This is a genomic window from Bacillus sp. X1(2014), from assembly GCF_007678255.1.
On sequence record NZ_VEED01000005.1, the window covers coordinates 1 to 21,113 of the forward strand.

Here is a 21,113-nt window from a genome sequence, read left to right on the forward strand (position 1 = left end):
GGTAGTTCAGTTGGTTAGAATGCCTGCCTGTCACGCAGGAGGTCGCGGGTTCGAGTCCCGTCCGGACCGCCATTTTTATCCCAGTAGGTAACCTACTGTTTTTTATATATTTTTTTTGGCTCAGTAGCTCAGTCGGTAGAGCAAAGGACTGAAAATCCTTGTGTCGGCGGTTCGATTCCGTCCTGAGCCACTTTTTATTTATATGGAGGGGTAGCGAAGTGGCTAAACGCGGCGGACTGTAAATCCGCTCCCTCAGGGTTCGGCGGTTCGAATCCGTCCCCCTCCACCATTATGGCGGTTGTGGCGAAGTGGTTAACGCATCGGATTGTGGTTCCGACATTCGTGGGTTCGATTCCCATCAGCCGCCCCATTAATTTTACTAGTTAGGCAGCATAGCCAAGTGGTAAGGCCGAGGTCTGCAAAACCTCTATCCCCGGTTCAAATCCGGGTGTTGCCTCCAAATTTTAAAATGCGGGTGTAGTTTAGTGGTAAAACCTCAGCCTTCCAAGCTGATGTTGTGAGTTCGATTCTCATCACCCGCTCCAAATTGGGCCTATAGCTCAGCTGGTTAGAGCGCACGCCTGATAAGCGTGAGGTCGATGGTTCGAGTCCATTTAGGCCCACTATATTTGTTTATTCCGCAGTAGCTCAGTGGTAGAGCTATCGGCTGTTAACCGATCGGTCGTAGGTTCGAGTCCTACCTGCGGAGCCATTTTTTTAAACTAATCGATATTCATTTTATAACAACCACCTTTAAAAAAGTAACCATTTTTTGAAGGTGGTTTTTTTGTGTTTTGATCTGTTATAACAGAATGTTGATTTCACTGTGTTTGAAAAAGAAACGGTAAAATTCCGTTTAAATTGGGAAATACCCATATTTCCTTTATAATAAAGGAAGTTTTTCCGTTTATATCATCCAAATCTCTGGATTTCGTCTTATTTAGAGCAGTTAATCGGAATATCTCCGCTTATATCCGCTTCTTAAGCTTCCTCGATATACATTAGCCGGAAATTCTTCGTCTATGAGTTCTCAAACCTACACGAAAATCAACAATGAATAATAACAAGAGCCTTGTGTTTAAACGGGCTCTTGGTGACGGTTCGATTTGCACTAGGAACCATTAGATGGCATCAAAATAATAGATATTTAGGTTCATATAAAAAAAAGCCAGCATATAAGCTGACTTTTTCAAACAAAATTAGATTAACTTCAGTCCACTTACAAAGATTAGTACAGCAACAACGGTCCGCAGCGGTCTCGTTGGAACCTTTGCAGAAATGCTGCTGCCAATCAATACTCCAGGAATGGAGCCCATAAGTAAATTTCCCACAAGCATATAGTTAACATTTCCATAACCGATATGAAGCATCCCTGCTACTGTAACCAAAAGAAACGCGTGAGTAATATCCGTACCGACCATCTCTGATGTCTTCATTCGATAAAGATAGATCATTGCCACAGCGAATAAAGAACCTGACCCTAAAGAAGTGAGTCCAACGATAAATCCAAAAATGCACCCAATTAAAATAGTTAGCATCTTTTTTTCACTCAAAGGTTTTAATTGCCAACGATTTGGTCTTAATTTTTTCTCTACAAACGTTCTAATAATGATAGCTAGTGAAACAAAGATCAGGATATAACCGAGGGAATGCCTAATAATCTGTTCTTGATTGTGGTAATACGATTCAAAATAATGAAGGGAACCAATTGCAATGACTGCACTTGGGATACTTCCCATTGCTAAATATTTAACCATCTGAACATTAACTGTTTTTTGTCGCCAATGTTGTACAAGTCCGAACAGTTTCGTGATTGAATTATAAACAAGGTCTGTACCTACAGCAATTGAAGGATTAACCCCAATTAAAATTAATACCGGGGTTAAGAGTGCTGCTCCGCCGACTCCAGTCAGCCCTACCAAAAAACCTACAAGTAAACCCATCAATGTAATCCCTATACTCATATCGCACGCCCTAACAATTCCTAGTATTTATATAGGATTATATACATTTATACGTATCTTGTAAATAACAAACTATTATTAGATTCAGATAATTCGAGGATTACTTTTTAGACCAATAACTAGGTGATTGAATACAAACAAAAAACCATGCTGTTGAATCAGCATAGTTTTAATAGTTTTGTATATTCCATGATAAATCCATGGGGGAGATTATTTAACACTTCTTATGAGAAGCCTCCGCCCATGATTAGAGCCACTCCTAATAAAATGACTAAGAGTAAGACAATATATCCGATGATACTAATAATCGTGATAATCCAACCGAGCACTTTTCGATTTGTTTTAATTAAGTAAATCCCTAACGCAATCGCACCAAAAAAGAATCCGAGAATTCCCCAAAGGACGGGGCTTTTCCCATGCTTACGAGAATCAATAATTAAATAAATGGTGATGACTATGTTTAAAAGCAATCCAAATGAACCTTCCAAAATACACGCTCCTTACTATGTTCAATATTTTACACTAAGAATAAATTATAACAGAAAAATTTAACTAGATTGGATTTTTTTATAAATGGAATAAGCCCAAAAGGTGGGTGTTTGTGTTCGGGAAGAGGACCATAGAAGAGTTCTCAAAGGTTGCACAAGAGAACCCTCCCTGTGGCTTAACGCATCGATGCTAAGATTTCTTGCATTTTTTGTGTTACGAGTGGGTAAAAATTATTTTTGGCATCTGTGGTGGAATTGCCACCGAAGAATCCAGTACCTGGACAGGTTTTAACTGGATGTCCCTCACTGTGATCTAACACGCGTTCTCCGGAATTAATATCCCACCAATGATGGTAGGTGATTGTGTCAACAGAAGGGGTTAATCCATATTTCAACATAAGTAGTGCCGCAACCGTAACAACTGTTTCTTGTTGTTCAGCTGTCATATGTTCTGCATCAAAGTTTCCAACGTTTTCAATGGCGATCGCATCTGCTTCAATTGTGTGCATTGCTTCTTTATTTAGTAATCCAAAGGAACCTTCGGGCGCTTTGTTAAAAGATCTGCCTACTACCACAGTGCCATCCGGAAAGGTGGTTAATTGTTGACTGATCTCACTCCATTTCATCCCCGAAATATGATACTCCTCCATCCCCTTCATCAATGCGAAATGGTTCGATCCATTGAATTGTTTGTAAGAGGGTTGATAGGTATGATGTTGCTGAATTTTGCCCACTTTTCTAGTGAATTTGTGGTTAAATATCCAATCTTTAAATTCCTCTCGGTTCATCCGAATGAACTTTCCATCCATGGTCAGTTGCTTAGGAGGAATTTTTAATTTTTGCCCGACATAAATCTGATCGGAGGAGAGTCCATTCGTAGTAGCTATCAAAGAAACGGATGAATTAAAGGCTTGTGAGAGTTTCCAAAGTGTATCGCCAGCAACTACTTCATACATAATCGGAACCCTTAGTTTTTGACCAACAAGGATTAAATCCGATTGTAAACCGTTGATTAGTTTTAGGTCTGAGGCAGTCGTCCCATAGGTTTTAGCAATTTTCCATAAATAATCGCCCGGCTTCACTTCATATAGATTTCGTGGATTATTAGCTGCAAGGGCCGAAGATAAATTAATTTGCAGAAGGAAGAACAAACTAAAGAGAAGTACAGATAGTTTTTTCATGGATGAATTCCTTTCATGATGTGGTCAAGAGTTACCTTAATAGTGTGTAAAACCCCAATTAATTTATGCAATGTAAGAACTTACTGTATGTAACAAAAAAACAGACCAGTTCAGTTCTGTCTGTTTTTAGTGGGTATGGGGGTTATCTGTAGATTGCGAGAAATAAATTGCTGATAGATGTAGCTAACAAGTGCAAAAGAAGTGGAGATGAAAAAAATGTGTTTTGGCTTAAAATTTACTAATTTGTATATCTTTAATTTTTGAGCCAACCAAGTGAAAGGAAAGGATAGGAAGGAATCCATCACTACATTAACCAAAGCAAAGAGGCCAAATTTTCCGAATGTCTTACGAAAATCCAAATCGTTCCAACAAAGAATGGTCCTAATATAAAGCTAAGGTCATTGAATGCTTTAGTTTTGAGCCCGCCTTTTGTAGTCCACCATTTAAATGGGACCGATAAAATGGTTACGATTAGTACTAAAAATGAAGCAAATGTTGCCACTGGCGTAAACTTTTTAAACTCATCTTTCGGTATAAAAGGAACGGTTAACCAGGGAATCAAGAAAAGCCCTAGTCTAAGAATCGTAGCCAACATTTGTTATCACCCTACCTGTTTTTTTATATGTTGCTTATTAAAGGAAGTTGTATACACTTTTTCTTCATAAAAATGGTTATTCATCTATGAAGGAATTTTGTAGAATAGTGGAATATTTCCTGCGAAATTTTCAAGCGAGGTTCGACACGCTTCATGCAAGTTTGGCTTAGGAAATTCATTTAATTCAAGACTTGTGCCTGTTTCAATCAAACGTTTGATGAGTATAGCATATTAGTTATTTAGTCGAATGAGTGTAAGTTTGGTGTAAGGACAAACCCAAAAAGATTTGTCCTTAGTAAGACGACCGACACTAAGTAAAATTTCAAAGACAGGAAGTTAATGACTGGTCTCGCTAATCCTAATTAACTTTTTCACTTTTTCCCGAGCCCCGCTGCGCCAACTTTTCACTGCTGATTGGGATACTTTTTCTAGTTCGGCGATTTCTTTGATCGATAGTTGATCACAGACGGTGTACAGGAGCCATTTCTTTTGGTTCGGTGTCAGCATTTCACAGTAGGATAGCAGGATTTCTTTCTGTAATGGATCATCAGAATAGGAATCTTCTACTAGCTCCCAGAATTGCTCATCTAGTTGCGCATTTCGTTCATGATCCTGGTGTGATTTTTTCAATTCCATGAGGAGGCAGCCTTTGATGTAGGTGTAGGCATAGTTGGTGAAGTTTCCTTTGTTAGGGTCGAAGCGTTGGCTTGCTTCCCAAAGGGCAATGAGACTGTGTTGATAGAATTCGTCATGGTTTTTGTAAAGGTGGAGCGAGTTCATGATTTTGTGGAGCATGGGTTCGTACTGGTCGACTAATTGTTCAAAGCTTTCCAAGGGAGAGTCCTTTCAGAAAGCGCGCTTTTCGTGTATTCCCGGGTATCTCTACCATAACGGGAAAGCTTGATTGTATCGAACGGAGGTTTTTCACATTTGGAGCGGTTTTTAGGCTAATAGAGGCTATTTTGGTTAGCAAATTTCATTTTTGGAGCCATTTTTTGTTGTTTCAGTGAGTTTTGGGGTGAATTGCAAAAAGATTAAAATTAGTAGTTTCGCCGAAGATTAGAGACAAAATTCCTAGATAATTATTGATGGTATTTTTAATTGGTATATAATAGAAATGGTAAAAATTATTCATAAATAGTAAAAAAACGGGGGCAAAAATACTATGAAAAAGGTACTAGCTGCATCGTTAGGGTTAATCTTTCTACTTGGAGGGTGCAGTTCGAAAACAGATGAAGTATATCAAAACTCGATACAAAACGGTCTAGATGCTATCGCAGAAGATAACTTTAATAAAGCTGAAGGTCTTTTCGAGGTAGCTTTAGATACGAAAAAGGATGATGTGAGGGCAAATGCATACGTTAACCAGGTACAATTGATATTAAAGGCAGATGATTTAGCCAAACAAAATAAAATCGAGGCTGCTATTCAATCACTTGATCAATCAACTAAAGTTAAAGAAGGCTCAAAAGTAATCTCTTCTAAATCAAAAGACATTAAAGTAAAATTAACAACTTTACAAGAAAAGCAAAAGAATTATAATACCCGTTTATCTGATGCAAAAAAACTAAATGAATCAGGGGACTACCAAAAATCGAATGAAAAACTAGATGCTTTGCTTAAAGAAGATTTGACTCAGTTTACAGCCCTTAAAGATGAAGCTGTAAGAATAAAAGATTCTAATGGTGAAGCAATTAAAAAGGCAGAGATAGCCCAAGCAAAAAAAGAGGCCGAAGCTAAAGCTGCGGCAGCTGAACCAGCCATTAATGGGATTACAGCAAAAGAAGCTATTAAGCTGTCAAAAAGGTTACCAAGCTACTCTGATTTAGTCGCGAATGGTGATAGATTCGATGCACCAGAAATATACGACGGTGTTTGGGTGATAAATATAGGTAGACCGAACGGATTAGCGGAAGGTTCGATTATTGTAGATAAAGATAGAACTGTTTCATTCATGTATCCTAACGGTGATGTGGATGAAGTGACACCCTATTAAATTCATAATTTAGGTTAAAAAAGGCGTTCCTACACTAATAGGAATCGCCTTTTTTTGAAATGTTTTTTTAAAATAGGGCTTCGGTTAACCATTTGTGAAGTGTGAGTGCGATTTCGTTACGTTTATCGGTATAGTTATGGTCTGTTTCAAAAACTTCACATTGAAGATGTTTCGCGCCATCTTTTTCAAGGATATTCATGAGCGGGTCATGAAAATATGATTTTGGTAGTTCCTCATCAAAAACAGCCGCAGTTAAGAGAACCTTTCGATCCTTTAGTAGAGGGGAGAGTAAAAAGGTATTCCATTCATGTTGATGGAAACGGACCTCTTCCATAATCGATTCAACAGAACCACCATTTAGGAAAAAGATACCTTGCCGTAAAACTTCCGTTATTTGAGCCTCGAAGGAAGGGTCTTGCTCGAGCATTTGTACAAATAAACTAAAGTTGGCTCCTGAAAGGGAAGCAACAGCTTTAATCGATGGCTCTAAAGAGGCTGCCTTTAGTGCTAAAAAGCCGCCGAAACTGTGTCCCACTAGCGCAATTCGCTCGACATCAATCCTATTTTCCTTGGCAATTTCCTTTTGTTTGATATACTGAAGCGCTGCACGAACATCTTCTAACGAATGGGTAAAAGAAAAGCTGCCTTGACTTCCCCAGGCGCCGCGATAATTAATAACCAAGACATTCCAGCCTTGCTGTTGAAGCTCGGAAGCCGTATCAAGATTCATCATAACCCCAGGAAAACCATGCAATAGTACGACTGTGGCATGCGGTCCTATCCCTTCCGCAATATACATTCGTCCAATGATAAGATCTTCTCCACTTGGAATTTTCAACAGATTTAGCATGCTTGGATTTTCTTTTCTTATCAATTCCATCCCTCAGTCTATAGGAAATTTTAAAAACTATGTATATTCTAAACTATTATGAACAATATCGCGAACGAATCTGACAACATCCTGTTATTGGGGACCTCGCGCCGCTTTTCGAGAATTATCGGCCAGTTATAAAATATATCGGCCACTTTCACCAATTTATCCGCCGCTTGCCTTTCTCCCCATTTTAAGCCCATGGCCAAATTTTCCTCCTTTGTCAGTATCTATTGTTTGACGAATGTCTTATATTAATATATTATGAGTTCGAGATAATAAAACTAAAGATATCGCAAAAGGAGATTTTAATAGATGAACATATTAGTAGTAAAAGCAAACAATCGTCCAGCCTCTGAAGCTGTTTCTAGTAAAATGTATGAAACTTTCATGGAGAACTTAGAAGGCGTAAATGTAACAACTTACGATGTATTTGCAGAGGATATGCCTTACTTTGGTCAAGATTTATTCAATGCGTTTGGTAAATTACAATCAGGCGAAGAGATGACAGATGTTGAACAACGTATTTTAGCAGCTAAACAAAAAGCAATGGATGCTTTATCTGCTGCAGATGTAGTCGTATTTGCGTTCCCGCTTTGGAACTTAACCATCCCTGCTAAATTACAAACGTTTATCGATTATGTATACGCAGCTGGTTTCACATTCAAATATAGCGAAACTGGTCAATTAATCAGCTTAATGACAGACAAGAAAGCTGTTATCCTTAGTGCACGCGGCGGCATCTACTCTTCACCTGAAGCTGCACCTATGGAAATGGCTGCTACTTACATTAAAAATGTTGTTGGCGGCGTGTTCGGAATGCAAATCGTCGATGAAGTAATTATCGAAGGTCATAATGCTGCTCCAGACAAGGCAGAGACGATTATTGCCGAAGGTCTTGCAAAAGTTGCAGAGGTTGCAAAGAATTTTTCAGCAGTAAAAGCCTAAGTCGAAAAAATAGATTATAATTTTTGCTCTTTCCATTTTATCGGAAAGAGCTTTTTGCAGTTAAGGTGCAAAAAAATAAGGCTAGTGCCAAAAGATTTGGCATATTGTTTCCAAAAAAGGTTAGCAAAATAGCGTTTTTAATTTTGGTACAGAAATTGCAAGTTTATAAGTTGAAAATAGTGATAAGCAAATTCGTACATTTTTTAGGGGATGAAAGGAGTGAATGCGGAACAAGAAAAAATAACAGAGGAAGCAACTTTTCTAGAAGGATTTTAACAAGTAAGAGAGAATAATCAATCTATTGTGTATAGGGCTAAAAAAATAGTCTAAAGCTCATTCTTAACGGTGAAAGCGCTTTAACATTTTCGAAAATTTAAAATATTCACATTGACATTGTTTATTCTGACCCGTATACTCGTGTTAGAAACATGTTCAGTGGGTTTTTGAAAGGTGGATAAGGGCATGCAAACACTGGAAACAGTGATTGTTACAGGTTATGCAAAAGCTCCACAGGGAACTTCCATGTATGAAATGTATAAGCATGCGGGAATTGTCCTTGAAGTAGATCTGAAAGATCATAAGATTATCGGAGCTGAATTCACATTCGTAACTGAACTAACAAAAAATTATTTTCAAAAACTGCTGATAGGCTACTGTCTAGAAGACGGTGTTGAGCAGTTGATTAAACGAATTCAAAGTTTTTATTTTGCTCCATCCCAGCAAGCGATCATTGTGGCTCTTCAAGCTGCAGTTCAACGTTACTGGGATAATGTGAAGCAAATTAATACATAACGTTTGGTTATAATAAAGTGGGAGGATGACCTCTTCCCATGGTCTTATTAAAACCGGGCAAACATGAACTCTTTGTAAGGAATGTTCTTTAGAACGACATTCTTTATAGAGATTTATGTTTTGCTCGGTTTTTTATTTTACCGAACTGTTAACATCCACAAAAGTCGATGGAGAGGCAGGGATTAAAAACATGAGCAAGCTGATTACATGCGAAGCAGCTGTAAAAATGGTTAAAAGCGGCTCACGAATTATGGTTGGTGGATTTGGACTTGTCGGAAGTCCGCTTAGTTTAATAGCCGCTTTGGCTCAGTCGGAATTGAAAGACTTAGAGATTATTAGTAATAACCTTGGTGAACCAGGTAGAGGTCTTGGAGTGTTAGTACGGCAAAAACAAGTAAAAAAAGCGATAGGATCTTATTTTACATCCAACCCGGAGGTGGTTAGATCCTATCAGGAAAAGGAAATGGAAGTGGAGCTTCTCCCTCAAGGGACGATGTCTGAAGCTATTCGAGCGGGGGGCGCAGGACTAGGCGGGTTTTATACGCCGGTCAGCGTAGGAACAAAAATCGCTGAAAACAAAGAGGAGCGTATCCTTAACGGTAAAAAATATGTGTTCCAAGAGCCTCTCAAAGCCCACTTTGCTTTCATTAAAGCGAAAAAAGCGGATCAATTAGGAAATCTCATCTACAACAAATCAGCAAGGAACTTCAATCCGATGATGGCAACAGCTGCGGATGTGGTTATTGCAGAGGTGGATGAGATTGTGGAGGCAGGGCAAATTTCTCCTGAAGAAATTGTGACCCCTCATTTATACGTTGATTTTATCGTAGTGAAGGGCGGGGAACTAGCTTGAACGTGAAACAATACATTGCTGCAAGAGCGGCAAAGGAATTGAAGGATGGCGATATCGTCAATTTAGGCATAGGAATTCCAACGCTGGTGGCTGATTACATTCCATCAGATGTTCAAGTTTTTTTACACTCGGAAAACGGCATCCTTGGAGTAGGTCCTACCCCTGATCCAGAACATATTGACCAAAATCTTGTCAATGCGGGGAAACTGCCTGTCACAGTATTGGAAGGGTCATCCTTTTTTGACAGCGCTTCCTCTTTTGCGATGATTCGCGGTGGACATGTAAGTGTTTCAATACTTGGTGTGCTGCAAATCGATGCAATTGGGCGGATCGCCAACTGGGCCGTGCCAGGAAAAAGTGTTCTTGGTGTAGGCGGGGCGATGGATTTATTGGAAGGCTCCAAAAAGGTAATCGTAACAACGATGCATACATCTAACCAGGGAGAGTCAAAAATCGTCAAGGAATTAACCTATCCGATCACATCGGAACGAATAGTGGATTTAATTATTACCGATTTAGCGGTTTTCGCTGTAAAGGAAGATGGACTCCATCTTATTGAGCTGTCACCTGGAGTTTCTCTTGAGGAAGTTCAACAGAAAACGGACGCACCTTTTCAAATTGCTGAATCTTTCAATAAAGGCAAAGAGGTGACCGCATAGTGGTTGTAATCGTAAATGCATTTCGGACTGCTATCGGAAGCTTCGGCGGATCATTGGCAGATACGCTTCCAGAGGAGCTTGTCTCTCTCATCATGAAAAATAATCTTTCTGCTTCCGGTTATGGCGCCAATATTGTCGATGAGGTCATTGTCGGCCAAACAAAGCAGAGTGCGCATGCACCGAATATTGCAAGAGTCTCAGCATTACAGGCCCATTTTCCAGAATCGATTCCTGCTTATACCGTTCATCGTCAATGCGGTTCAGGTATGCAGGCAGTCATTAACGGGGCGATGTCGATTATGACAGGTCAGGCGGACGTCGTTTTAGCAGGAGGTGTCGAAAGCATGTCACAAGCTCCTCATTATATGATCGGTACTCGATTCGGCCAGAAGATGGGAGATATAACGCTGTATGATTCAAATACGGAGAGTCAGCCAAAATCGCAGCCGGAGGAGATATATGGACGTTTCACGATGGGGCAAACAGCTGAGTGGCTGGCTGAAAAATATAAGATTAGCCGCCGTGAACAAGATGAATTTGCCTTCATGAGTCAGCAGAAAACGAAACGTGCAATTGAAATGGGCCATTTTGAAGAAGAAATCATTCCTGTTCCTGTAAAGGAAGGAAAAAAGGGAATCAGACATTTTGCAGTCGATGAGTACCCAAGATTGACGGACATTGAAAAGTTAGGAACACTGCGTCCTGTGTTTCAAAAGGATGGTACGGTAACAGCCGGAAACTCCTCCGGCAGAAATGATGGGGCCTCGATGCTGCTGTTGATGTCAGAAGAAAAAGCCAAACAACTTGGAGTGGTCCCATTGGCAAGGATTCGTTCCTTTGCTGCAGCGGGTGTATCACCAAAAGAAATGGGAATCGGTCCGGTTCCAGCATCCCAAATTGCGTTGAAAAAAGCAGGTCTTCGTTTGGAAGATATCGATTTAATTGAATTAAATGAAGCATTCGCTGCTCAAAGTCTTGCTTGTTTAAAAGAATGGGGCATAAAAGGAGACAACGTAAATGTCAACGGAGGGGCGATTGCCTTAGGCCATCCACTTGGGTCCTCCGGTGCAAGAATCGTTACTACATTATGTCATGAGCTTGAAAAACAAAAACGGCAATATGGCCTTGCGACAATTTGTGTGGCGGGGGGATTAGGATTGGCAATGGTGGTGGAAAGATGGATGGAATAAAAAATGACTACGTGTTTCATCGGGATTTAAAAAAGGAGTATCCGATTATTACCCACGGTGAAGGTGTCTATCTCATCGATGAGAACGGAAAAAAATATTTGGATGCTTGCTCTGGTGCGGTTGCAGCTAACTTAGGCCATGGGATTACTTCTATAGGGGAGGCCATGGCAGAACAAGCAAAAAAAGCAGCTTTCGTCCATACCATGCGCTTCGAGACGAAGGCATTGCATGAACTGGCCGAAACCATCGGAAAAATGGCCCCAGATTATTTAAATAAAGTGTATTTTACAACCGGAGGCTCAGAAGCAAATGAAAGTGCTTTGAAGCTGGCGCGGCAATATCATCGTGATGCCGGCAGAACCCAAAAACATATGGTAATTGGGCGATGGCAATCGTATCACGGTAACACCATTGGCTCTTTATCAGCCGGAGGAGACGTTAAAAGAAGACATGCATACACTCCTAATCTTTTAAACTATGCCCATGTCTATTCTCCGTACTGCCACCGATGTCCATACGATCGTCAAAAAGAGGATTGTCTCTCCAAACAAAACTGGACATGTGTGACGGATATTGAAAGAACCATTTTAGAGCTTGGTCCTGAGAACGTGTCGGCATTTATCGCCGAACCGATTGTTGGAAGCCAGCAAGGTGCTGTTCCACCGCCGCCGGGGTATTTTGAGAAAGTTCGAGAGCTGTGTGATCGTTACGAAATCATCTTAATCATCGATGAAGTGATGACTGGATTCGGCCGTACGGGTACCAACTTCGCGACAGAACAGATTGGAATCATGCCTGATATCATCACATTCGGAAAAGGGGTATCAGCGGGATATGCTCCGCTTGCTGGAATGATTGTTCATGATCGGTTAATTGATGGGCTCATACAAAACAGCGACGGGAAATTCATTCATGGTTACACATATAGCGGGCATCCTGTGGCTGTTGCTGCCGGTCTTGCTGCATTAGACGTATATGAGCGAGATATGGTGCTGGAAAACGTCAAAGAACAAAGTTACTACCTAGTCAAACGTCTTTTGGAAATGAAGCAAAAACATGCTTATATATCTGATGTTCGTGGAAGAGGGCTTTTAATCGGTATGGAGCTTGTGAAGGATTGTAGGCAGGATCTACTGTTCGATCCATCTGAAAAAGCTGCTGAAAGATTGAATGGAATTGCGATGGAACTCGGTGCGGTTTTTTATCCCGGTTCCGGTTCAATTGACGGCACAAAGGGGGAGCACCTCATCATCAGCCCTCCTTTAAATGTTACGAGAACAGAAATTGAAGAGATTGTAAGAATTTTAGATGAATCATTCACGATATTCACAGCTCAATTAAGAAAGGATGAGATGTATGAAATTACAAAATAAAACAGAAGAAATTCAAATAAAAGCACAAAAACATTTATCACCGGTTATGACCAGGGTAACGGAGCTTGTCATTGAAAAAGCACATGGCGCCAAATTTTGGACGACTGACGGAAAGGAATATATCGATTTCGTTTCAGGAGTAGCTGTCAACGCAGTCGGGCATACGAACGGAAAAATGGTGGAAGCCATTAAAAAGCAAGCTGAAGCCTTGATTCATCTAGGTTTGAACTATGGTTATTATGAAACGGCAGCGAATTTGGCGGAAAAGCTTGCTCATATCACACCAGGAAACCTAGACACGGTCTTTTTCTCCAATTCGGGAGCTGAGGCCATTGACGGTGCTCTTAAACTAGCAAAGGCGGCCACAGGCAGACCCGCCATCATTGCTTTTGAAGGATCGTTTCATGGCCGTACATTAGGAGCAACTGCTATTACGGCATCAAGCTCTAAATACCGCCGTTATTATGAACCGATTTTAGGCGAGGTGTACCACGTTCCCTATCCGTATCCCAGCCAGCTGAAAAACATTAGAGAAGAAGAAGCGGAAGAGTACTGCTTGAATCAGCTTCAAAAATTGTTCGATTTACGCGTGGATCCTTCACGTGTAGCGGCTATCATCATTGAACCGGTAATGGGTGAAGGCGGCTATTATCCAGCACCGCCAAGCTTTTTGAGGGAGTTAAGAAAGATTACAGAGGAACACGGAATTTTGCTTATCTTTGACGAAGTACAAACAGGATTTGGCCGCACAGGTAAAATGTTCGCGGCAGAGCATGCGAATGTGACGCCTGATATTTTAGTACTGGCAAAAGCCCTTTCCGGCGGTATGCCTCTTGGTGCCATTGTAGCAAGTCGTGAGCTTCATGAAAAATGGCCGACGGCCGGTCATGGTTCGACATTTGGAGGAAATCCAATTTCTTGTGCTGCGGCATTGGCAAACATTGAGGTTATTGAAGAAGAGAAGTTGGTAGAACGCAGTGCAAAACTTGGTGCCGAGATTGTCGGCCGACTTCATAACTCGGTCGGACATTTACCAGGCATAGTTGAAGTCCGAGGAGTCGGCATGATGATCGGTATTGAATTCGATTCGCAGTCTGCTGCAATATTTGTACCGAAAATCAAATCAAAAGCACTGGAAAATGGCTTGCTCATTATGAACTGCGGTGTAAGCGGACAAACCATCCGATTGATGCTGCCTCTTAATATTCAAGAAGATGTGCTTGATATAGGATTATCGATTTTAGAAGATGTGATAACCGAAACCATTTCAGGAAATTAATTTTCGTTTCCTCGAAATACCACCAAAAAGGAGGTCAAGTTTATGTCTAGTCAAATCAAAACAGAGATTCTTCAAGGAGATCTTTATATAAATGGAAAATGGGTTAGTGCCCCCGATCAGTCCTACTTTGAAAGCATAAATCCGGCAACGGGGGAACTAGTCGGGATATGTGCGGCCGCCACAACAGAGCAAGTGGATGAGGCTGTCACAAAAGCGAATGAAGCGTATTTAAAATGGAAGAACACCCCTATTCCAGAACGAGCGGCTTATTTAACAAAAGCAGCCCATTTGTTTGAAATACGTAAACAGGAACTTGCTAGAGTGATGACCATGGAGATGGGCAAAGTATTCCCTGAGTCTTTGGGCGAAGTTGGAGTGGTCATCGCGACTGCTCAATATATGGCAGGCGAAGGACGACGCCTTTTTGGAGAAACGGTCCCTGCGGGCTTCCCGGACCGGAATGTAAGAATGGTTCGTGAACCTCTTGGAGTCGCGGCGTGCATTACCCCCTGGAACTTCCCAGTTGCACTTGCTTCCTACAAAATCTTTTCAGCTCTGATTGCTGGTAATACCGTTGTATGGAAGCCAGCTTCAGAGGTTGCCCTATCGGCAAAGATTTTTGTGGAAGTGTTAGATGAAGCAGGATTGCCAGCAGGGGTAGTGAACTTAATTACCGGTTCAGGAAGAACAGTCGGTCAAACACTCGCAGAGCATTCGGATGTTAAAATCATTTCGTTTACGGGCTCAACAGAAGTCGGACAAAAGCTGGCTGAAATGAGCAGTAAAACGTTAAAACGTATTTCATTGGAATTGGGCGGGAAAAATGCCGTGATCGTCTTGAAGGATGCGGACTTGGACAAGGCGGCAGACGGAATCGTAAAGTCAGCGTTTACAACAACTGGTCAACGCTGTACAGCGGCAAGTCGAGTAATCGTCGAGCATCCAGTAAAGGAACTGCTCGTACAAAAAGTAGTAGATTTAACAAAGTCTATGAAAATAGGAAATGGACTTGAAGAAGGGAAACAAGTGGGCCCTCTCGTAAATGAAGACCAACTTCATACAGTCGAAAAATATGTAAAAACAGCGATTGAAGAAGGTGGGAAAATTGTGTCGGGTGGTCAGCGTGTCAAAGAATTGGGCGGCTATTATTATGAACCGACCATCATCGAGAAGGTAAAACCAAATGATACCATTGCACAGGAAGAAATATTTGGTCCGGTTCTTGCCATCATTGAAGTAGATTCATATGAAGAAGCCATGGAGGTAAATAACGGGACGATTTATGGGCTGTCGACTTCCATTTATACAGAGAGCCTTCATTATGCGAACCGTGCTGCAAAGGAAGCAGTAAGCGGACTTGTCTACATTAATAATGGAACGTCTAATGCCGAGATGGGAGTGGCGTTTGGGGGGATGAAGATGTCCGGAAACGGTCACCGTGAAGTTTCCCATCATGCATTTGATGTCATGACTGAATGGAAGTCCATTTATACGAACTATTAATGAACAGACCATTTCTTTTATAAGGTGGGGAAATATGAGAAAACATCGTATTGGTATTGCATTCTTTTACCATGAATCCCACAGTTTCAGCCCGATGAAAACTGAAATCGAACAGTTTCGAAATGAAGGTTACTTTATCGGCGATGAAATTTATGATGCCTATACAGGAACGAAAACAGAAGTGGGTGGGTTTCTGGATGTCTTGAAACAGGACGAGGATGTAGAAATCGTACCGCTGCTTTGTGCAGCAGCGGTCCCATCCGGCGTAGTATCAACAGAAGCGTACTCCATCATTGAAAAACAAATGCTGGAGTCCATCCAGCAGGCGGGAAGGCTGGACGGATTATTGCTTGCCCTCCATGGAGCGATGGTCGTCGAGCACCTCCATGATCCGGAAGAGCATTTACTGGGGAAAATTCGTGGGCTTATCGGTTCGAATGTTCCGATCGCAACGACCCTGGACATGCACGCCAATTTAAGTGAAAAAATGATTGATTATACACCACTTCATTTTGGATTTAAAACATATCCGCATATTGATATGTACGAACAAGGTGTTCATGCGGCAATCGCTTTGTTAAATCAATTAAAGGAAGGTGTGACTTACTACGCTTCTTTTGAAAAGTTGCCGATGATGCCTCCCTCTATCAATATGAGAACGGCAGAAGGGCCGATGCACAAAATGATAGAGTGGGCGAAACAAGCCGAAGAGGAAGCAGGTATTTATCATGTGTCCGTATTTGGTGGCTTTCCTTACTCGGATATTCCCATGGTCGGTGCAAGTGTACTTGTTGTTTCGCTCGATCCGCAAAAAGGAAAAGAGACTGCCCAAAAGATAGCTTCATTGTTCTGGAGCGTAAGAGAAGAATTTATCATGGATTTGCCCGGTGTAAAAGAAGGGCTCGCTTTGGCCATGTCGATTGAAGACGACAAACCGGTCGTGCTGGCGGACATCTCGGATAATCCTCTAAGCTGCGGAAGCGGGGATACAACAGAGCTGCTTCGGGAGATGGTGAAGATGAACATTCCCGACACGCTGTTTGGAGGACTTTACGATCCAGAATCTATTGAGGCTTGCCGCAAGAAGGGAGCCGGAAATAAGGTAATGCTGTCCCTTGGAGGGAAAGTATCGCCTGAATTTGGGGAGTCCGTACAGGTCGAAGCAACGGTAGTGGCTTTATCAGACGGTGTATTTCACAATTCTGGACCGTTCAACCAGCATTTAAGAGTCGATTTAAAGGGGGCGGCACACATTCGCGTTGGCAAGATGGATATCCTCCTCATAGGAAGACCGATGTCAGCGAATGATCCGGAAATGTTTCGTCATATTGGTCTTGAGCCGCAGGCAAAAAGAATTCTTGGGCTAAAGGCTAAAAATCATTTCCGGGCAGCGTTTGAGCCGATTGTTGGCCGTATCATTTATGTGGATGCACCGGGTGTTGCATCCAACCGTTTAACAACTTTTACGTATCGTTATATTCCTAAGCCAATTTGGCCGCTCGATGATATCCAATATGAGGGAGAACGGAGGGGGACAGAAAAATGGACACATTAAACAAAACCTATTATGTCGAAGTACCAGTTTCATTGAATCCAGAACAGCTAAATATGATGATGGAGCTTGAGCGAGATGCGTTTCCAGGATTAGGAGCAGTAGATGAACAAGCCCTTGTCCCGCTGACACGCTACGGGAAACTCATTCAATACCGGCAGCAAAACGATCCCAGGCCGATTGCGATTTGCGAAGTGATGAGAGCTTACAATGATATTCATAAAGCCTACATTTTTGGATTTTATGTCCGCTCTGACCAGCAGGGGAAAGGAATCGGAAAATTATTCTTGCAGGATATTTATCCGATTTTAAAACAAGATGGATTTCATAAGGTTTGCTTAACGGTCAACACTCAAAACAAGGCAGCCGTCAAGTTATATGAAAAATTAGGGTTTGTCATTAAAGAGACGAGATTCGATGAATTTGGTGAAGGGGAAAATCGTTATTATATGGAATACGCCATTTCTTAATAAACAGAGTATTCATTCAAGGGGTCATAAAAAATCAACCAATTTAGGGGGAGTTTAATCATGAGAAACACTTTATTCAAACCGAAAAGACATTGGAAAGAAATCGAGCTTTGGAAGGATGTAACGGATGAGCAATGGAACGATTGGGTTTGGCAGCTGACGAATACGATCAAAAATTTAGAAGACTTAAAGAAAGTAGTTAACTTAACACCAGAAGAAGAGGAAGGGGTTTTAATCTCAACAAAAACAATCCCATTAAACATCACGCCATATTATGCATCGCTAATGGATCCTGATGATTCAAGATGTCCGGTTCGAATGCAGTCTGTTCCGATTTCTGCGGAATTGCATAAAACAAGATATGACTTAGAAGATCCCCTTCACGAAGATGAAGATTCACCAGTACCTGGGTTAACCCATCGTTATCCGGATCGCGTGTTGTTCTTAGTAACGAACCAGTGCTCCATGTACTGCCGTTACTGTACAAGAAGACGCTTCTCCGGACAAATCGGAATGGGCGTACCAAAGAAACAGTTAGACACAGCCATTAATTATATCGCATCGAACCCACAGATCCGAGATGTGTTAATTTCCGGAGGAGACGGGCTCCTTATTAATGACAATATTTTAGAATATATTTTAAAGAATTTACGTGAGATTCCGCATGTAGAAATTATTCGTATCGGTACAAGAGCACCTGTCGTGTTCCCGCAGCGTATTACTGAAAATCTTTGTAATATCTTGAAAAAGTATCATCCAGTTTGGTTGAATACACATTTCAATACATCTATTGAAATTACGGAAGAATCGAAGCGTGCATGTGAAATGCTTGCAAATGTTGGTGTACCTGTTGGTAACCAGGCGGTTATTTTAGCAGGCATTAACGACAGTGTACCGATCATGAAACAGCTTATGCATGACCTTGTTAAAATTCGCGTTCGTCCATATTATATTTACCAATGCGATTTATCAGAAGGAATCGGCCATTTCCGTGCACCAATCAGCAAAGGATTGGAAATTATGGAAGGACTTCGCGGCCATACATCGGGTTATGCTGTTCCGACATTTATTGTTGATGCCCCGGGTGGAGGAGGCAAAATTCCATTGCAGCCGAACTATATCATTTCTCAAAGTGCTAATAAAGTCGTATTACGAAACTTTGAAGGTGTCATTACATCTTATCCAGAACCAACAAATTATCAGTCAGGCAGTGCAGAGGATTACTACAAAAAGGTATATCCTGAAGTGTTCGAAAAGTTTGAAAGTAATGGCGTCCTATCGATTATTGATGATACGAAGTTTAATCTTACACCTGAAGGGTTAAAACGGTTAGATCGCCGCAAGACGTATAACGAAAGCACTGAGCATAGTTCATTAAAAGATAAACGTGAAAAACGTGATGAGTTAAAAGAGAAAAAATTCCAATCACAAATGAAGAAATATGAAACAGTGGGAGCAAAGGAGGAATAATTTTGATTTGTCAATGGTGCGAATCTGACACAGCACGTGAATCGAGCAACAAAGTGTATTGGGAACTTCCAGATGGAACAAATGCGATTGAAATTCAGGACACACCAGCCATTCATTGCTTGGATTGCGGTATGACCTATCAAACCGATCAAACGGTGAAAGAAATTGAGGATCATCTATTTTTAATTGATTGCTCAAAGCTTGAAAAAAGTATGACGTATGAAACACTTATGACCGCTCCACGCTTATTGAAGCGAAACTACTTTGATTTTTCGAAATAATTGGCAAAGCCATCTCCCGTTTTTCAATCGTAAACGGGAGATGAATTTTATCTTAAGGACAAGTGATTACAAGATGAAATTCGAAGGGAAAATGAAATAGTTTTGTAGTTTTAGAATTAGAATTACTATTCCGTTATAACTTTAGGAGGGGCTAATGTGAAGAACCCTATTTTACTCGTAATGGCCTTATGTTTAATTTTTATGCTTGCTGCATGTGGAAGTAGTGAGAAAAGCACGAGTAATGGAGGAAAGGATGCGAACGAAGATTCAGGCAGCCTGGCGGCTATTAAGAAAAATGGCGTGATTGAAATTGGAATCGAGGGTGCGTATCCTCCATTTAACTATTTTGATAAGAGTAATAAGTTAATAGGATTTGATGTCGATATTGCGAATGAAATTACAAAAAGAATGGGAGTGAAGCCGAATTATGTAGCGACTCCTTGGGACACGATTATCGGGGGATTACAATCAAAAAAATATGACATTATTATTTCGAGTATGGCGATCACGGAAGAACGGAAACAAAAAGTAGACTTCACGGATCCCTACTATCATACCGGTGCCCAACTATTTGTAAATGAGGATTATTCAGAAATTAAAGATCCCAAAAAAGATATTAACGGTAAAAAAATCGGTGTAGCCATTGGTACGACATTTGAAAAGAAAGCCACTGAGCTTGGGGCCACGATTGTGAATTATAAAAGCGATCTTTTAACCTTCCAAGACTTGGCGAATAAACGTGTGGTAGGGGTCATTACAGATAAAGCAGTTGGTTCTAGAATGATAAAAGAAAAAGGATTTAAGGTTAAAGCTGTTGGAGACATGCTGTACAGGGATGCAGCTGGAATCACATTAAACAAGCATGAAGAAGCATTAAAAGCTGAAATCAATAAACATCTTAAGGATATGATGGAAGATGGAACATACGAAGAAATTAGTAAGAAATGGTTCGGTGAAGATATTCGCTAAGGAGAGATAGGATGCTTAATTTTAGTTTAGTTGGCGAGTTTATCCCGTTCTTGGTAAAGGCGGCAGTTGTAACGATTCAACTGTCGTTAGTATCCATAATCATAGGCATGGTTTTTGGTCTTCTCATTGCATTAATGAGGATTTCTAAAATAAAAATCTTGTCCTATGTTGCTCAATTTTATATTTGGATCATTCGTGGGACGCCCATGCTAGTTCAATTGTTTCTTGTTTATTTCGGATTACCGCAAATAGGAATTGAGCTAACCCCATTTATTTCTTCTGTCATTGCATTAGGGTTGAATGCGGCTGCCTACATTGCTGAAATATACCGTGGCGGCATTATGTCCGTTCCAATTGGACAAATGGAGGCTGCAGAATCATTAGGGATGAGATACCCTGCCATTATGAAAAAAATTATCCTGCCACAGGCTCTTCGAGTCAGTGTACCTTCCCTTGGAAACCAAGCTGTCATGATGCTGAAGGATTCATCGTTGGCTTCACTTGTAACAGTATCCGAATTAATGATGGTGTCGCAGCGATTTGCGGCTACGAATTATGCGTTTATTGAATTTTATATTGTCGCGGCTGGTTTCTATCTAGTAATGACAACCATTTTTACGTTTATTTTGAACAAGATTGAACAACGAATGTCCATAAGTGAACGCTAGGAGGAAATGAA

Annotated in this window: 21 protein-coding genes and 8 tRNA genes; 23 read left to right on the top strand and 6 right to left on the bottom strand. The window is 41.0% G+C overall.

Annotated features, from left to right (window positions below; genetic code table 11):
* Nucleotide 1 precedes the first annotated feature (1 nt).
* From FS608_RS11585 to FS608_RS11620, 8 genes are all read left to right on the top strand, one after another.
* Nucleotides 2-72: transfer RNA gene (locus FS608_RS11585), tRNA-Asp, on the top strand.
* 45 nt (nt 73-117) lie between these two features.
* Nucleotides 118-190 (top strand) — tRNA-Phe (locus FS608_RS11590).
* A 14-nt stretch (nt 191-204) separates the two neighbouring features.
* Nucleotides 205-289: transfer RNA gene (locus FS608_RS11595), tRNA-Tyr, on the top strand.
* Between the two features lie 5 nt (nt 290-294).
* Nucleotides 295-370 (top strand) — tRNA-His (locus FS608_RS11600).
* Nucleotides 371-386: 16 nt separating this feature from the next.
* Nucleotides 387-460 (top strand) — tRNA-Cys (locus tag FS608_RS11605).
* Nucleotides 461-471: 11 nt separating this feature from the next.
* Nucleotides 472-545, top strand: a tRNA-Gly gene (locus FS608_RS11610).
* 4 nt (nt 546-549) lie between these two features.
* A tRNA-Ile gene (locus FS608_RS11615) sits at nt 550-623 on the top strand.
* Between the two features lie 14 nt (nt 624-637).
* Nucleotides 638-712 (top strand) — tRNA-Asn (locus tag FS608_RS11620).
* A gap of 487 nt (nt 713-1,199) precedes the next feature.
* Here the strand turns inward: FS608_RS11620 and FS608_RS11625 are convergent.
* From FS608_RS11625 to FS608_RS11645, 5 genes are all read right to left on the bottom strand, one after another.
* Nucleotides 1,200-1,964 carry a sulfite exporter TauE/SafE family protein gene (locus FS608_RS11625; protein ID WP_144550103.1) on the bottom strand — a complete coding sequence of 255 codons (765 nt, stop codon included), beginning with the start codon at nt 1,962-1,964 and terminating at the stop codon, nt 1,200-1,202.
* A gap of 224 nt (nt 1,965-2,188) precedes the next feature.
* Entirely contained in the window at nt 2,189-2,452 is a 264-nt protein-coding gene (locus FS608_RS11630; RefSeq protein ID WP_144550106.1) for a hypothetical protein, read from the bottom strand.
* 176 nt (nt 2,453-2,628) lie between these two features.
* On the bottom strand, nt 2,629-3,633 hold the full coding sequence (locus tag FS608_RS11635; protein ID WP_144550108.1) for a peptidoglycan recognition protein family protein: 1,005 nt from the start codon (nt 3,631-3,633) through the stop codon (nt 2,629-2,631).
* 304 nt (nt 3,634-3,937) lie between these two features.
* The gene (locus FS608_RS31235) at nt 3,938-4,228 is read right to left on the bottom strand and encodes a hypothetical protein (protein WP_260871653.1); all 291 of its coding nucleotides are present in this window, start codon (nt 4,226-4,228) and stop codon (nt 3,938-3,940) included.
* Nucleotides 4,229-4,564: 336 nt separating this feature from the next.
* Complete coding sequence (locus FS608_RS11645; RefSeq protein WP_144550110.1) at nt 4,565-5,062, bottom strand: sigma-70 family RNA polymerase sigma factor; 498 nt, start codon at nt 5,060-5,062, stop codon at nt 4,565-4,567.
* 331 nt (nt 5,063-5,393) lie between these two features.
* Here FS608_RS11645 and FS608_RS11650 point away from each other — a divergent pair, with 331 nt between their 5' ends.
* Nucleotides 5,394-6,224: an outer membrane protein assembly factor BamD gene (locus tag FS608_RS11650; protein WP_144550112.1), complete on the top strand. Its 831-nt coding sequence runs from the start codon at nt 5,394-5,396 to the stop codon at nt 6,222-6,224.
* Nucleotides 6,225-6,291: 67 nt separating this feature from the next.
* Here the strand turns inward: FS608_RS11650 and FS608_RS11655 are convergent, their stop codons facing one another.
* Complete coding sequence (locus FS608_RS11655; RefSeq protein WP_144550114.1) at nt 6,292-7,104, bottom strand: alpha/beta hydrolase family protein; 813 nt, start codon at nt 7,102-7,104, stop codon at nt 6,292-6,294.
* A gap of 306 nt (nt 7,105-7,410) precedes the next feature.
* On the opposite strand from FS608_RS11655, the gene FS608_RS11660 reads away from it, so the two are divergent.
* The 14 genes from FS608_RS11660 (at nt 7,411) to FS608_RS11725 (ending at nt 21,102) form a co-directional block, all read left to right on the top strand.
* Nucleotides 7,411-8,043, top strand: a complete 633-nt coding sequence (locus FS608_RS11660) for an FMN-dependent NADH-azoreductase (protein WP_144550116.1) — start codon at nt 7,411-7,413, stop codon at nt 8,041-8,043.
* Nucleotides 8,044-8,505: 462 nt separating this feature from the next.
* Nucleotides 8,506-8,835, top strand: a complete 330-nt coding sequence (locus FS608_RS11665) for a DUF3870 domain-containing protein (protein ID WP_144550118.1) — start codon at nt 8,506-8,508, stop codon at nt 8,833-8,835.
* A 190-nt stretch (nt 8,836-9,025) separates the two neighbouring features.
* Nucleotides 9,026-9,688 (top strand): CoA transferase subunit A, encoded by a 663-nt coding sequence (locus FS608_RS11670; protein ID WP_144550639.1) that lies wholly within the window; start codon nt 9,026-9,028, stop codon nt 9,686-9,688.
* Nucleotides 9,685-10,347, top strand: coding sequence for a 3-oxoacid CoA-transferase subunit B (locus tag FS608_RS11675; RefSeq protein WP_026564324.1), 663 nt, complete (start codon nt 9,685-9,687; stop codon nt 10,345-10,347). Before FS608_RS11670 ends, FS608_RS11675 begins: the two co-directional genes overlap by 4 nt.
* Nucleotides 10,347-11,537 carry a thiolase family protein gene (locus FS608_RS11680; RefSeq protein ID WP_144550120.1) on the top strand — a complete coding sequence of 397 codons (1,191 nt, stop codon included), beginning with the start codon at nt 10,347-10,349 and terminating at the stop codon, nt 11,535-11,537. Before FS608_RS11675 ends, FS608_RS11680 begins: the two co-directional genes overlap by 1 nt.
* Nucleotides 11,525-12,910, top strand: a complete 1,386-nt coding sequence (locus tag FS608_RS11685) for an aminotransferase family protein (protein WP_144550122.1) — start codon at nt 11,525-11,527, stop codon at nt 12,908-12,910. Before FS608_RS11680 ends, FS608_RS11685 begins: the two co-directional genes overlap by 13 nt.
* Nucleotides 12,894-14,189 (top strand): aspartate aminotransferase family protein, encoded by a 1,296-nt coding sequence (locus tag FS608_RS11690; RefSeq protein WP_144550124.1) that lies wholly within the window; start codon nt 12,894-12,896, stop codon nt 14,187-14,189. The genes FS608_RS11685 and FS608_RS11690 overlap by 17 nt, the downstream gene beginning before the upstream one ends.
* A gap of 42 nt (nt 14,190-14,231) precedes the next feature.
* Nucleotides 14,232-15,692, top strand: a complete 1,461-nt coding sequence (locus FS608_RS11695; protein ID WP_144550126.1) for an aldehyde dehydrogenase family protein — start codon at nt 14,232-14,234, stop codon at nt 15,690-15,692.
* Between the two features lie 34 nt (nt 15,693-15,726).
* Nucleotides 15,727-17,247 carry a M81 family metallopeptidase gene (locus tag FS608_RS11700; protein WP_144550130.1) on the top strand — a complete coding sequence of 507 codons (1,521 nt, stop codon included), beginning with the start codon at nt 15,727-15,729 and terminating at the stop codon, nt 17,245-17,247.
* On the top strand, nt 17,235-17,714 hold the full coding sequence (locus FS608_RS11705) for a GNAT family N-acetyltransferase (protein WP_144550132.1): 480 nt from the start codon (nt 17,235-17,237) through the stop codon (nt 17,712-17,714). The genes FS608_RS11700 and FS608_RS11705 overlap by 13 nt, the downstream gene beginning before the upstream one ends.
* 60 nt (nt 17,715-17,774) lie before the next feature.
* Nucleotides 17,775-19,184, top strand: coding sequence for a lysine 2,3-aminomutase (gene kamA / locus FS608_RS11710; protein ID WP_144550134.1), 1,410 nt, complete (start codon nt 17,775-17,777; stop codon nt 19,182-19,184).
* Between the two features lie 2 nt (nt 19,185-19,186).
* Nucleotides 19,187-19,465, top strand: a complete 279-nt coding sequence (locus FS608_RS11715) for a YokU family protein (protein ID WP_144550137.1) — start codon at nt 19,187-19,189, stop codon at nt 19,463-19,465.
* A gap of 156 nt (nt 19,466-19,621) precedes the next feature.
* Nucleotides 19,622-20,434: a transporter substrate-binding domain-containing protein gene (locus FS608_RS11720; RefSeq protein WP_144550139.1), complete on the top strand. Its 813-nt coding sequence runs from the start codon at nt 19,622-19,624 to the stop codon at nt 20,432-20,434.
* An 11-nt stretch (nt 20,435-20,445) separates the two neighbouring features.
* Nucleotides 20,446-21,102: an amino acid ABC transporter permease gene (locus FS608_RS11725; RefSeq protein WP_144550141.1), complete on the top strand. Its 657-nt coding sequence runs from the start codon at nt 20,446-20,448 to the stop codon at nt 21,100-21,102.
* The last annotated feature ends 11 nt before the right edge of the window (nt 21,103-21,113 follow it).